Source organism: Pseudomonas sp. PH1b (assembly GCF_000633395.1).
GTDB lineage: Bacteria > Pseudomonadota > Gammaproteobacteria > Pseudomonadales > Pseudomonadaceae > Aquipseudomonas.
Window position 1 is genome coordinate 64,122 of the sequence record NZ_AYMU01000004.1, and the last position, 13,329, is coordinate 77,450.

The 13,329-nt window shown below is 64.7% G+C and carries 7 protein-coding genes; 5 read left to right on the top strand and 2 right to left on the bottom strand.

Features of this window, described 5'->3' with window-relative positions; genetic code table 11:
• The first annotated feature begins 156 nt into the window (after positions 1-156).
• Positions 157-5,406 carry a DNA repair ATPase gene (locus tag U873_RS0107050; RefSeq protein ID WP_025127576.1) on the top strand — a complete coding sequence of 1,750 codons (5,250 nt, stop codon included), beginning with the start codon at positions 157-159 and terminating at the stop codon, positions 5,404-5,406.
• 181 nt (positions 5,407-5,587) lie between these two features.
• Positions 5,588-6,277, top strand: a complete 690-nt coding sequence (locus U873_RS0107055) for a phospholipase D-like domain-containing protein (protein WP_025127577.1) — start codon at positions 5,588-5,590, stop codon at positions 6,275-6,277.
• Positions 6,278-6,306: 29 nt separating this feature from the next.
• On the opposite strand, the gene U873_RS0107060 is transcribed toward U873_RS0107055, so the two are convergent.
• Positions 6,307-8,028 carry a hypothetical protein gene (locus tag U873_RS0107060; protein WP_025127578.1) on the bottom strand — a complete coding sequence of 574 codons (1,722 nt, stop codon included), beginning with the start codon at positions 8,026-8,028 and terminating at the stop codon, positions 6,307-6,309.
• Positions 8,029-8,096: 68 nt separating this feature from the next.
• Complete coding sequence (locus tag U873_RS0107065; protein WP_025127579.1) at positions 8,097-9,833, bottom strand: hypothetical protein; 1,737 nt, start codon at positions 9,831-9,833, stop codon at positions 8,097-8,099.
• Between the two features lie 219 nt (positions 9,834-10,052).
• Between U873_RS0107065 and U873_RS0107070 the strand changes: the two genes are divergently transcribed.
• The 3 genes from U873_RS0107070 (at position 10,053) to U873_RS0107080 (ending at position 13,287) form a co-directional block, all read left to right on the top strand.
• Complete coding sequence (locus U873_RS0107070; RefSeq protein WP_025127580.1) at positions 10,053-10,595, top strand: YaeQ family protein; 543 nt, start codon at positions 10,053-10,055, stop codon at positions 10,593-10,595.
• A gap of 57 nt (positions 10,596-10,652) precedes the next feature.
• Positions 10,653-12,362 (top strand): single-stranded-DNA-specific exonuclease RecJ, encoded by a 1,710-nt coding sequence (recJ, locus tag U873_RS0107075; RefSeq protein WP_025127581.1) that lies wholly within the window; start codon positions 10,653-10,655, stop codon positions 12,360-12,362.
• Between the two features lie 541 nt (positions 12,363-12,903).
• Complete coding sequence (locus tag U873_RS0107080) at positions 12,904-13,287, top strand: DUF6124 family protein (RefSeq protein ID WP_025127582.1); 384 nt, start codon at positions 12,904-12,906, stop codon at positions 13,285-13,287.
• The last annotated feature ends 42 nt before the right edge of the window (positions 13,288-13,329 follow it).

Consider the following 13,329-nt stretch of genomic DNA (forward strand, 5'->3'; position numbering starts at 1 on the left):
TCGATCCCTGCCAGCAGCGCCCGGGTGCTCTCTGCGCCCGGGCGCTGCTGGCGGGTATTCGAAGCATCGCCGTACACCGGGGCGGACCTGTGCCGATAGATATCCGGCGCCCGTCCCCGTTTTTTTGCACACCGCCGTAGATCCAGGAAGGCCACGATGTCGGACGCTCAAGTCGCAACTCCCCCACAGGACGTATTGGACAAGGCCGTCGCCGAAGGCGGCGCCTATGAGGTGCTGCACAAGCGCCTGCTGGACCAGGGCCAGCGCCTGCGGCAGACCACGGACGGCCTCAACCAGCGACGTCTCGACGAGTTCGGCAACAGCCGCATGGAAGTGGTCGGGCGGGTGCGCATCCGTAGCGAGAACAACTGCATCGCCCGGGACATCGTCCAGGTCGGCGATTGCCTGCTGTTCGGCTACAACGTGTTTATCGGCCTGAAGAAGGAAACCAGCGTCGCCGACGTGTTTTCCCTCTACCGGCTGGTGGAAGAGGGCGAAGGCTACGAAGCCGAGCCCGTGCCCCTGGAAGGCAGCTTTCTGGCAGCCCAGGGCTTCCTCAACGATTTCAACGAGCTCTATACCTATTACAAGAACACCCGCCTGCTGCAGCTGGCGATCCGCGACGGCAAGCTGCTGGCGAGTTTCCAGATCGGCGAGCGGGTCACCGATGTGCGGGTGTTCCGCTGGTCGATCTCGGTGGACGGGCATGATGTCCGTTACATCGACAACCGCGGCGAGCGCGATATCGCCCTGCCGGCGCCCTTCGATTTCGAATGGAAGAAAGCCACCCGCGAGATGGTGGTCGAAGGCCGCTTTCCGCACCTGAATATCCTCGACACGGTGTTCGTCGAGACCATCGGCGGCGACCTGACCATCAAGGTCGAGAACAACACCGAGTCGGGTCTGGGCATCTACCGCGAAGAAGTGCTGGACAAGACCCAGTCCCTGGACGATTCGCAGATCGAGTTTGCCCGCCTGGGCAGCCTGATCCTGCTCAAGGTCCTGCCATACCGCGAAGAGCAGTGGCGCTACCTGGTGTTCAACAGCCTGACCCGCCAGGTGGAGCGCATCGACGCCATCGGCCTGGCCTGCGTGCAGCTGCCGGAAGACCACGGGATCATCTTCCCCGGCGGCTACTACCTGCAGAGCGGCGAGTACAAGACCTTCGAGCAGTCCATGGAAGGCATGCGCTACAAGCGCTCGGTGCGCTCGCCCAACGGTGAAGATGTGCAGTACATCTTCTACCACCCGGAGCAGGGCCGCTCGGTGCTGCTGACCTACAACATGATCAACCGCCAGCTGCAGAACCCGCTGTTCGGCCACGGTTACGCGCGCCTGGAAGACGGGCGCATGGTGATCTTCGCCGCCGAAGGCGACGAGCCGACCCGGGTGCACCCGATGCAGGTCTGGCAGACGCCGTTCTTCACCGAGGAATACGCTGCGCGGCAACCGACCCGCAGCGGTTTCCTCGGGCGCATCGGCAACGCCGAACTGGTGCGCAGCGTGTCCGACCTCTACGACCTGTGCCGCGAGATCGACACCCCGGCCGTTTCGGTGCAGCGCTACTCGCTGCTGTGCCAGAACACCCGTCGGCTGTTCGATGTGTACCACTGGCTGGGCAGCGACGAGCTCGACAACCTGGCGCCGCTGCTGCGTGAGGTTGCGGCCACCTCGGAGCTGGTGCTGGATGAATACGAGAAGGTCGAGAGCATCCGCCGCCAGTCGGAGCAGGCCATGGTGGCCGCCGAGGCCAAGCAGAAAGCCCTGCTGGACAGCCTGCTGGTGGACAGCTGGGACCAGGTGCAGAGCTTCGTCGATGCGCTGAACGGCATCACCGCCCAGCGCGGCCTGCTGCTGACCATCCGCGATTACCGCTACATCGACGTGGTGCGCATCGACGCCATGGAAGTCGAGCTGCTCAAGGCCCAGGAACGCACCGCCGCCGGCACCGCGACCTTCCTCGCCAGCGAGCAGGCCCTGCAACCCTTCGTCACCCAGCTCGAAACCCTGGACGCCCAGGCGCAGAAAGCCGAAACCGTGGCCCAGCTCAGCGAGCCCCTGGGGGCCTTGCAAGCCATGGCTGGCGACCTGGACATGCTGTCGAGCCTGATGGCCTCGTTGCAGATCGACGACGCCACTCAGCGCACCCGGATCATCGAATCCATCTCGCAGATCTACGCCCGCCTGAACCAGGCCAAGGCCCGCGCCGAACAACGGCGCAAGGGCCTGGGCTCGACCGAGACCGTGGCGCAGTTCGGCGCCCAGTTCAAACTCTTCAGCCAGGGCATCACCAATGCCCTGGCCCAGGCCCAGGACCCCGAGCGTTGCGATGAGCAGCTGTCGCGGTTGCTGGTGCAGCTGGAGGAACTGGAAAGCCGCTTTGGCGACCATGAACAGTTCCTCGGCGACATCCTCGGCAAGCGCGAGGAGCTGCTGGAAACCTTCGAGGCCCACAAGCAATCGCTGCTCGACGAGCGCCAGCGCAAGGCCCAGGGCTTGCTGGACGCAGCCCGACGGATTCTCGACAGCCTCGGCCGGCGCACCGCCAAGTTCACCCAGGCCGAGGAGCTCAACGCCTTCTTCGCCGCCGACCCGCTGATCCTCAAGTTGCGGGAGCTGGCCGAGCGCCTGCGCGAGCTCAAGGACAGCGTCAAGGCCGATGACGTCGAATCGCGCCTCAAGGGCGCCCGGGACCAGGCCGTGCGCGCCCTGCGGGACAAGACCGAGCTGTTCGAAGAGGGCGGCAATGTCATCAAGCTGGGGCCGCGCCACCGCTTCAGCGTCAACACCCAGGAACTGGACCTGACCCTGATGCCCCGGGGCGATGAGCTGCACCTGCACCTCACCGGCACGGACTTCCTCGAACCCCTGCGCGACCCTGAGCTGGAGGCCCTGCGGGACTTCTGGCAGGTGGCCCTGGAGTCGGAATCGGCCCAGTTGTACCGCGCCGAATACCTCGCCGGGCAAGTGCTGGACGCCGCCGACCGGGGCCAGGAAGGCCTGAGCCTGGAAAGCCTCAAGCCGATGCTGGCGCACCCTGACGAGCTGGCGCGGGTGATCCGCGACTTTGCCGCGCCGCGCTACAAGGAAGGCTACGAAAAAGGCATTCACGACCACGACGCCGCGGCGATCCTCCTGCAACTGCTGCCCCTGCGCGACAGCGCCGGCCTGCTGCGCTTCGGCGCGGCGGCGCGGGCCTTCGCCGCGTTGTTCTGGGATCGCCAGCAGCACCAGCCGCAACCCCGGCAATGGGCCGAGCGAGCCCGTACCAGCCGGCATATCCAGCAACTGTTCGGCCGCCGTGAAGGCTTGCTGCAGTTGCAGGAAGAAATCTTCCTGGCGCTGCAGGACTGGCGCCAGCAGCAGGCCTTCAGCCTGCCGCTGGAGCTGCTGCCGGAAGCCGCCGAATACCTGGTACAGGAGCTCGCGGCGCAGCGCATCGAGTTCACCTTCAGCAAGTACGCCAAGCAGTTGCAGGAGGCCCTGACCCTGCGCCTGCAGGGCGCACGCATGTGGGACGACTACCAGCAGGCCCTGGCCCAGCTGGCAGAACGCCCCGCCGCGCAGTGGGCGCTGGCCGGCAACTGGCTGGCGGCCTTGTGCGCCGAGGGCGAGTTCGCTGAATGGAGCGACTACGTGCCCGAGGCCGTGGCCCTGTCGTTGTTGGGTGAGGACTTTGCCAAGCGCATCACCGAAGTCGATCTGCGGTTCAAGGTCGACAACCTGATGGGCGAACACCCGCGCATCCAGGAGCGCAGCCTGTCCCTCACCGTGGACGGTTTCTTCGCCCGCCTGCGAGCTCACCGCGAACAGTTCCTCCCCGGCCTGCAGCGCTACCAGGCCCTGCGCCAGGGCATCATCAGCCGCGAACGCTCGGCCCTGCGCCTCAGCGAATTCAAGCCGCGGCCGTTGAGCTCTTTCGTGCGCAACAAGCTGATCAACGACGTGTACCTGGGCTTTATCGGCGACAACCTGGCCAAGCAGATGGGCACCGTGGGCGAGAACAAGCGCACCGACCTCATGGGCCTGTTGATGCTGATTTCGCCACCGGGCTACGGCAAGACCACCTTGATGGAATACGTGGCCCACCGCCTGGGCCTGATCTTCATGAAGATCAACGGCCCGGCCCTGGGCCACCAGGTGCGCTCCCTGGACCCGGCCCAGGCGCCGGACGCCACTTCGCGCCAGGAGCTGGAAAAGCTCAACCTGGCCCTGGAGATGGGCAACAACGTGATGCTCTATGTCGACGACATCCAGCACACCCACCCGGAGTTCCTGCAGAAGTTCATCTCCCTGTGCGACGGCACCCGACGCATCGAGGGCGTGTGGAAAGACCGCACCAAGACCTACGACATGCGCGGCAAGAAGTTCTGCGTGGTGATGTCGGGCAACCCGTACACCGAGTCCGGCGAGGTGTTCAAGATCCCCGACATGCTGGCCAACCGGGCCGACATCTATAACCTCGGCGACACCCTGGGCGGCATGCAGGAAGCCTTCTCCCTGAGTTACATCGAGAACGGCCTGACCTCCAACCCGGTGCTGGCGCCATTGGCTACCCGCGACATGGCGGACGTCTACCGCTTTGTCGCCAAGGCCGAAGGCAAGGCCTTCTCCAGCAACGAGTTGAGCCACAGCTACAGCGGCGCCGAGATCAACGAGATCACCACCACCTTGCAACGCCTGATGCAGGTGCGCGACGTGGTGCTGCGGGTCAACCAGCAGTACATCGCCAGCGCCGCCCAGGCCGACCAGTACCGCAGCGAGCCGCCGTTCAAGCTGCAGGGCAGCTACCGCAACATGAACAAGATGGCGGAGAAGATCTCGGCGGTGATGAACGACGCCGAGCTGTTGCAACTCTTGGCCGACCACTACCAGGGCGAGTCCCAGCTGCTGACCACCGGCGCCGAGGAAAACCTGCTCAAGCTCGCCGAGCTGCGCGGTAACCAGACCCCGGAGCAGAGCCAGCGCTGGGCGCAGATCAAGCGCGACTTCGTGCGCAACCGCGCCATGGGCGGCAGCGACAGCGATGTCGGCACCCGCGTGGTGGCCCAACTCAATGACCTGGTCGAGGGCGTGCGTGGCCTGGCCCGGCCGCCGGTGGACGAGGCCGAGGCGGCCAAGCCCTGGCGTGAACTGCTGGCCGGCCTGGAGCGGCTGGGGCAGCAGGCGCCGCATATCGAAGTTGAGCTGCAAACGCCGGAACAGCCAGGCATGCGTGAAGTGCTGGAAGGCCTGGTCGAGCAGCTGGAAAACAGCTTCCTGCCGCTGATCAAGGTGATGCACAAGAAGATCGACGTCGATCTGCACGGTCATCACCGCATCAGCGACATTGCCAACCGTCTCGACGAACTGAGCCGCATGCTCAGCAACGGCGAGGTTCCGACCCTCAAGGACCCCCAACCGTAGCAGGCCGTGTGAAAACTACTGCGTTTGGCAATACTGCGTTAAAAACAGGCTCGGAATGCTCATTTACAGCTAGTAAACTCCGCTTCCTCGCCTGTTTTTGCCTTGTCTTGCCTTCACTCGTGACGTTTTCACACAGCCTGCGTAGGAGCCGGCTTGCCGGCGAACACCCAAGGATCACGACATGGATTTTGCCCACCTGGACCAGCAACTGCGCGACAGCCTGCAGGACCTGAAACTGAGCAATGAAGAGCGCGACGAGCTGCGCCAACTGGGCAGTGAGCTCGGCAGCGACCAGGTGCGCTACCTGCGCAACCGGGCCTTTGATCTGGTGCGCGAGTTGAGCCTGGCCGACAGCGCCAATGTGCTGCCGGCGCTGAAATGGCTGGAGCAGGTGATCAAGACCCTGGACACCCACAGCGCCCCGGTGCGGGACATGGCCAGTGCCCACTTCAGCCCCGGCGAGGACTGCCGGCGCAAGATCCGCGACCTGTGCCGCCAGGCCCGGATCTCGGTGGATATCTGTGTGTTCACCATTTCCGACGATCAGCTGAGCGACGAGATCCGCGCCTGCCATAAGCGCGGCGTGGTGGTGCGGGTGATCAGCGACAGTGAAAAGCAGTTCGATGTCGGCAGCGACATCGCCGCGCTACGGGAGGCCGGGGTGCCGGTGCGGATCGACGACACGCCGTTCCACATGCACCACAAGTTCGCCGTGTTCGATGGCCGCACCCTGCTCAACGGCAGCTTCAACTGGACCCGCAGCGCCACCACCGGCAATGAGGAAAACCTGCTGGTGATCGACCATCCACAACTGGTGGCCAGTTATCTCAAGGAGTTCAACGAGCTCTGGAGCCGCTACGCGCCGCGTTAAGGCGTGCAGCGGCTGGCCTCGATACGGCCTCAGGCGGCGTTCGGGTAACCCCAGGCGCTCTCGGCCGCGAGGCTGTCGATCAGCTTCTGGCGCAGCCCCTGGGCTTTTTCCGGGGCGCTCTGGCTCAGGGTTTCCAGGGCCAGGTGCAACTGCTGCACCGGGTTTTCGCCGATGAACAGGTTGCGCAGTTCCAGGCCGGCAATCGCCTCCTCGAAGCGTTGCTGGCGGATATGGTTCAGCACCATGGCCTGGCTCAACTGGCTGGCATAGGCCGCCTGCTGCTCCAGGCGGTTCTTCAGCTCGGCGGCTTTTGCCTGGTCGTCGATGTAGACGTAGCTCAGCGCCAGCTGTTCCAGGAAGAAGGTTTTTTCCGCCGGGTCCAGCGTCGCACTTTGATGGTCGTCGTCGAGGGCTTGCACGGCCTGGTCCAGCAGTTCGCCGGCTTGCCGGGTCTGCTCCAGGTCGTGCAGCAGTTTGGCCTGCAAGGCCAGTTTCATCGGGCGATCGGTGTATTCGAGCTGGCTGTTGAGGCGCGCCATTTCCTCCAGATTGTTGCGAATCAGCCAGCTGTCTCGACGCAGGCGCGGCAGGTCGGCCTGTACCCGCAGTTGGGTTTCCAGGATCAGCAGGCGCAACCACGGCCATTGCTCATCGCCGCGCAGGGTTTCCAGGGTCAGCAAGGCTTGTTCCAGCAGATGGGCGCACCATTGCGAGTGTTCCTCGACGTAGCTGCCCCACAGGCAGATCAGGCACCAGATACGCTGCGAGGGCGAAACGGCGCAGGCCTGCAGGGCCACCTCGGCCTCGGCCCTTTCATTGCGCCCGACATGCCAGTTCAACAGGCTCAGCAGCAGATCGCTGGCGTAACTTTCCGGCATCTGGGCGATCAGCCGTGGAGCCAGGTCCGGGCGGTTGGCATCCAGGATCAGCTTGAGCAACGGCAGGTAAGCGTAGTAGCCGTCAGGCTCGGGGTTCTGCGCCAGCAGTTCGAGCCCGGCATCGAATTCAGCGGCTTCCATGAGCAAGGTCACGACGATGATCTGGGCCGAGCCTGGCAATTGCGCGGCCATGGCCGGGAACTGCGCATCCTGCCCCTGGGCACGGTACTCGCGCAGGGTCTGCTCCACTTCATGCAGGTCCAGTTCGTTGGCCGGCTGTTTGAGCAGCAGTTGCCAGGCCAGGCCGATGCTGGTGGCGGCCTGGTCGGCCAGGCCCAAGCTACGTTGCAGGGCGGCCAGTTGCCGGTGCTCAGCGGGGGAGTCCGGGCTCAACTGCTTGACGCCGAAGGTCACCAGCAAGGCGCGGGCCTGTTCCTGTTCACCCTTGGCCAGCAGCAGTGGAATGCGCAGCAGTGGCGCTGACGGCAGTGGTTGATGCAGGCGCTCCAGCAAGCCCAGCACAGCCTGCGGGCCGTCGTTGTCGAGCAGGGTTTCGAGCAACTGGTTCAGTGCCATGGGCTGGTAGGTTTCATCCAGCTCGGCCAGTACTGCCAGGGCCTGTTCCTGGTTTCCCTGCCGGTACAGCGCAGCGGGCATTTGCAGCAGCCCCAGTTGCCGGGCTTTGCCCGTCAGGCGCTGGGCCAGTTGCAGGCCCACTTGCGGTTCGATGGCGCTCAGGTGCGCCGCGCGATTGATCTGCGCGGCCTCGTCCAGGGTGATGCCCAGGTCATTGTCGGCGCTGCGCTTGTTGGCATAGACCACCAGCAGCGTTATCACGCCGGTAATCAGCAGCAGGATGACAAGTACTTCCATGATCAATCTTCCTCGGGTGCGGCTATTGGCCGGTGACGCGCCCCGCCAAGGGCGCGCAACCGGGGGCGTCAGTTGGTCTGGGAATTGAGCCAGATCTGGCCGTTGGCAATGCGCGTCATCAGTTGCTGTTTCAGCTCGCCGGCACGTTCGGGGGCACGCTGCTGCAGGTCTTCCAGGGCCTGGTACAGCAGCGACAGGGGCTGCTTGTCACTGAGCAGGCTGCCCAGGTTCAGGCCCTCGATGGCCTGGGCGTAACGCTGATGCTGGATATGGTTGAGCAGCAGTTCCTCTTCCAGGATGCGACTGCCCGAATCCTCGGCGTTGAGCCGCTCCTGCAGGGCCTGGGCCTGTTGTACGTCGTCGATGCTCAGGTAGGCGCTGGCGATGTCCTCCAGGTAGAAGCGGGTGTCCATCTCATCCACATCCGGCAGCGGCTCGCCATCCAGTAGCTGCACCGCCTGCTCCAGCAGGGTCCTGGCCTGGGCGGTCTGGTCCAGGGCGTGCAACAGCTTGGCCTGGTCGCACAGGTGCAGCAATTGCTCGTCACCGGGCATTTGCTGGCGCAGGCGGTGCATTTCCTCGATGCTGCTGCGCACCAGCCAGCTGTCCCGGCGATGAGCTGGCAGGTGGCTTTGCATCAGTAGCTGGGTTTGCAGGGCCTGCATGCGCAAGCTGTTGTAGAACTCGTGTTCATTCTTGTAGCCCTCGATCAGTTGCAGGGCCTGGGCCAGCAGGGCTGTGGTCCATTGCGGCTGCGCCTGGTGCAACTCATCGCAGAGGTTGAGCATCAGCCCCGGACGCTGCGACTCGTGGCTGGCTCGCGCCTGCAGCAGGGCCTCGGCTTCGGCGGTCTGGCCCTGGGCCGCCAGATGGTTGAGCAGTTGCAGCAGCAGGCTGTGCTGGTGCATCTCGGGGGTCAGGTCCAGCAGGCGCAGGGCGGTTTCGGTTGGCTGGCGTTTCAGGGCCGAGTCCATCAGGTCGCTGTAGGTCGAGGAGTAGAGGGTGCCGTTGTCGGCCAGCAAGCTGAAGGCCGGCTCCACCTGGCCGGCATCGAACAGCGCGATCAGCGCCTGCACCTGTTCCTCGGCCGGCAGTACGGCCGAGTGGGCCAGAATCCGCTCGGCATGCCCTTGGGTGGCGAAGGCGTCGAACAGGCTGCGCAGCACAGTGTGATAGCGCTCCTGCCCGGGTTGCTGGAAGCTCGCCCAGGCCTGTTCGAGGCTGATCAGCGCGGCGTCTTGCATGCCCGCCTGAAATTGCAGGCGCGACAGCATCAGCAGATTGCCGATGCTCTGGCGTTCATGGGCCGCAGGGTTTTTCGGGTCGCCGAGCTCGCCGATCAGGGCCAGGGCGCGCGCCTGTTCACCGCGGGCCTGGAGGATTGGCACCTGCAGCAGCGGCCAGCTGGGCAGGGATTCGCCCCAGTGCTCCAGGAGCTCCAGGCAGGCCTGGGTATCCTGGCTGTCGAGCAGCGTTTCAATCAGGGTATTGAGCACGTATTCCCGAGCGTGAGGCGGCAGTTGCTGGTAGATCGCCGTGGCCTGGGCCTTGTGCCCCGCCACATAGAGCTCGCTGGCCACCAGTTGCAGGCCCAACTGCTGCGCTTCGCCCTCCGGCAGTTGCAGCGCCAGTTCTAGGGCCAGCTGCGGCTCGGCCTTGCTCATCAGCAGGGTCTGATTGATCTGGGCGGTGAGGTTGCCGGTCTGTTCCAGGTACTGCTGCTGGTCGGCGGATTTCTGCCGGAAGTACAGAATCGCTGCAATGAACAGCAGCACGATGACGAGCAGGGTGACAAAGAGGGTCATGGACGTCCTTTTCTATTGCACAGCGGCTCTGGCGCGGTGCGCGCCAGCCGGTTTGCGCGGGGTTATAAAGCCATGGTTACGGGCTGGCAACCGACTTTACCCAGGCAATGCGTTTCAGCGGATGTCATCCAGGGCGGGGGCGGCCCGGTCAGCGGTCGGGCAGGGCGGCAGGTTTCGGGTTAGACTTGCCGCCTTTTCGCACACTCAAGAAGCCCGCACATGGCCCAGCCGTCCACCACCTACAAATTCGAACTGAACCTGACCGACCTCGACCGCGGGGTCTATGAAAGCGTCAAGCAGACCATTGCCCGTCACCCTTCGGAAACCGAAGAGCGCATGACCGTGCGGCTGCTGGCCTACGCCTTCTGGTACAACGAGCACCTGTCGTTCGGTCGGGGTCTGTCGGATGTGGATGAGCCGGCCCTGTGGGAAAAGAGCCTGGATGACCGCGTGCTGCACTGGATCGAAGTCGGCCAGCCGGATGCCGATCGCCTGACCTGGTGCTCGCGCCGTACCGAACGCACCAGCCTGCTGGCCTACGGCAGCCTGCGGGTCTGGCAGACCCGGGTAGTGGACGCGGTGAAGAACCTGAAGAACCTCAACATCGCCGGCGTGCCCCAGGAAGTGCTGGAAACCCTGGCCAAGGACATGCCGCGGGTGATCAAGTGGGACGTGATGATCAGCGAAGGCACGATCTTCGTCACCGACGATCGCGGCCAGCACGAAGTCCAGCTCGAATGGCTGCTGGGCGACCGCGGCTGATCGCCGATCCCCGGCCCTGATCGACCTACCTTACTCAAGAGAAGCCCCAGTTACCCCATGCGTATCGAACCCCGTGAGTTGCCCGCCGTCCTGCCTTTCCTTGGCGACCTGCCGCCGCTGTTGACCCGCCTCTATGCCGCCCGCGGCGTGCAGTCGGTGGAGGAGCTGGACAAGAGCCTGGCGCGGTTGATCCCGTACCAGCAACTCAAAGGTATCGATGCCGCGGTGGACCTGCTGGTAACGGCCCTGGACCAGCGCCAGCGCATCCTCATCGTCGGTGACTTCGACGCCGACGGCGCCACCGCCAGTACCGTGGGCCTGTTGGGCCTGCGCCTGCTGGGTGCGGCCCATGTCGATTACCTGGTGCCCAACCGCTTCGAATACGGCTACGGCCTGACCCCGGAAATCGTCGCCGTGGCCCTGCAGCGCCAGCCGCAGTTGCTGATCACCGTGGACAACGGCATCTCCAGCGTCGAGGGCGTGGCGGCGGCCAAGGCGGCAGGCTTGCAAGTGCTGGTCACCGACCACCACTTGCCCGGCCATGAACTGCCGGCGGCGGACGCCATCGTCAACCCCAACCAGCCGGGCTGCGAATTTCCCAGCAAGGCCCTGGCCGGGGTCGGGGTGATCTTCTACGTGCTGATGGCCCTGCGCGCGCGCCTGCGCAGCCTGGGGCGCTACGAAAGCCGGCCGCAGCCGAACATCGGCGAACTGCTGGACCTGGTGGCCCTGGGCAGCGTGGCGGACGTGGTGCCCCTGGATGCCAACAACCGCATCTTGGTGCACCAGGGCCTGGAGCGGATTCGCGCCGGCCGTGCCCGGCCCGGTCTCAAGGCGATTCTCGAAGTGGCCAAGCGCGATCATTCGCGCATCACCTCCACCGACCTGGGCTTTATCCTCGGCCCGCGGCTCAACGCTGCCGGGCGCCTGGACGACATGAGCCTGGGCATCGAATGCCTGCTCAGCGATGACGTCTCGGCGGCCCGGGCCATGGCCGCCCAGCTCGACGAGCTGAACCAGGACCGCAAATCCATCGAGCAGGGCATGCAGCGCGAAGCTTTGGCCCAGCTCAAGGAACTGCCGGTGGAATCCATGCCGTTCGGCCTGTGCCTGTTCGATGCCGACTGGCACCAGGGGGTGATCGGGATTCTCGCCTCGCGCCTGAAAGAGCGTTACCACCGGCCGACCATCGCCTTTGCCGATGCCGGCGACGGCATGCTCAAGGGCTCGGCGCGCTCGGTGCCGGGTTTCCATATCCGTGATGCCCTGGACGCCGTGGCCGCGCGCCACCCGCAACTGATCAGCAAGTTCGGCGGCCACGCCATGGCCGCTGGCCTATCGCTGCCGGAGCAGAACTTCCCGGCTTTTGCCGAAGCCTTCGACGAAGAAGTGCGGCGCCAGCTGCAAGAGGAAGACCTCACCGGGCGCCTGCTGTCGGACGGCACCCTGGCCGTGGAAGAGTTCCACCTGGAACTGGCCCGTGCCCTGCGCCATGCCGGCCCCTGGGGCCAGCACTTCCCCGAGCCGATGTTCCATGGCGTGTTTGAACTGGTGGAACAGCGCATCGTTGGCGAACGCCACCTGAAGGTGGTGCTGCGCAGCGAATGCGGCTCGCTGAAGCTGGACGGCATCGCCTTCGGCATCGACCGCGAAGTCTGGCCCAACCCGACCATCCGCTGGGTGGAGCTGGCCTACAAACTCGACCTCAACGAGTTCCGTGGCCAGGAAACCGTGCAGTTGATGATTGCCCATATCGAACCGCGCTGAGGCGGGTAGTGCCGATCGGCTCAGCGCTGGAGCGAGCGAAAGAGAACCTGTGGCGAGGGAGCTTGCTCCCGCTGGGCCGGGCTGGCGTACCAGCGCGCAGCGGCCCTAAAAATGGGGCTGCTACGGCCCGGAGCGCCGGCCGGTCCCACGGGAGCAAGCACAGTGCTTGACCTTGACTGACTGGTAGTAGGCGGCGCGGGTGAATTTTCCAGACTTTGGGAAAGCGGGGCGGCGGCACGTCTCTTTCTTTTGTAAGGGGTTTCCGAGACACTCTCGGGCGCTTGCGGCTGGGTATTCGGCTCACTAGGCTCGGATCATCACTGAATTTTCAGTGATCGGGTTTAGCAGCCTGTGACCAAGACACGTGAATGTTGCCGTAAGCCCAGTTGGCTTTCCTGCCTGCTGTGTTCTGTTATGGCGGCTGTGCGTGGGGCGCCCTTGGGTGCGCCGGGTTCCTTGGACCGGTCTGCTAACCCGCGTACAGCTGCCACCCTTACGTTTAGCAGCGTGGGGTGGTGGCTCCATTCCAAGGAGCTGCACCATGAAAAAGATCGTCCCCGATCCGCCGGTTCTCCATCCTTCTTCCCGTCGTAATCCAGACCACGATCTGGCCAATGAAGTCGTGCGCCATGCCCTGGCCAACACTTGCGTAAACGGCTCGTTGATCGCGACTCTGCAACCCACCGTGGCCGGTCCTGCAGGGCCTGATAACCCCTTCGCTGTGCGCCCCGGCATTACCGCCGAAGAAGCACTGATTCACGTTTCCATGCTGCTCAAGTCTGCCGAGGAGGTGTCCGATGAAATCACCGAGCACGCCAGCGGCATCGAGCGTGGCCTGATCTGGTCGCTGGTGCATTCGGTGGAAATGGCCCGTGGCGTGGTGGATGCCTTGCTCGATGGCAATCGCCGCGCCCCGCTTGGCTGACATTGGCCTGGCCGCTGCCGCTGGCAGCGGCCAGTGCAACAG

Bases quoted from the DNA above. Each gene is read 5' to 3' on its own strand.
- U873_RS0107050 (WP_025127576.1), top strand. From the start codon at position 157: ATGTCGGACGCTCAAGTCGCAACTCCCCCACAGGACGTATTGGACAAG.
- U873_RS0107055 (WP_025127577.1), top strand. From the start codon at position 5,588: ATGGATTTTGCCCACCTGGACCAGCAACTGCGCGACAGCCTGCAGGAC.
- U873_RS0107060 (WP_025127578.1), bottom strand. From the start codon at position 8,028: ATGGAAGTACTTGTCATCCTGCTGCTGATTACCGGCGTGATAACGCTG.
- U873_RS0107065 (WP_025127579.1), bottom strand. From the start codon at position 9,833: ATGACCCTCTTTGTCACCCTGCTCGTCATCGTGCTGCTGTTCATTGCA.
- U873_RS0107070 (WP_025127580.1), top strand. From the start codon at position 10,053: ATGGCCCAGCCGTCCACCACCTACAAATTCGAACTGAACCTGACCGAC.
- recJ (WP_025127581.1), top strand. From the start codon at position 10,653: ATGCGTATCGAACCCCGTGAGTTGCCCGCCGTCCTGCCTTTCCTTGGC.
- U873_RS0107080 (WP_025127582.1), top strand. From the start codon at position 12,904: ATGAAAAAGATCGTCCCCGATCCGCCGGTTCTCCATCCTTCTTCCCGT.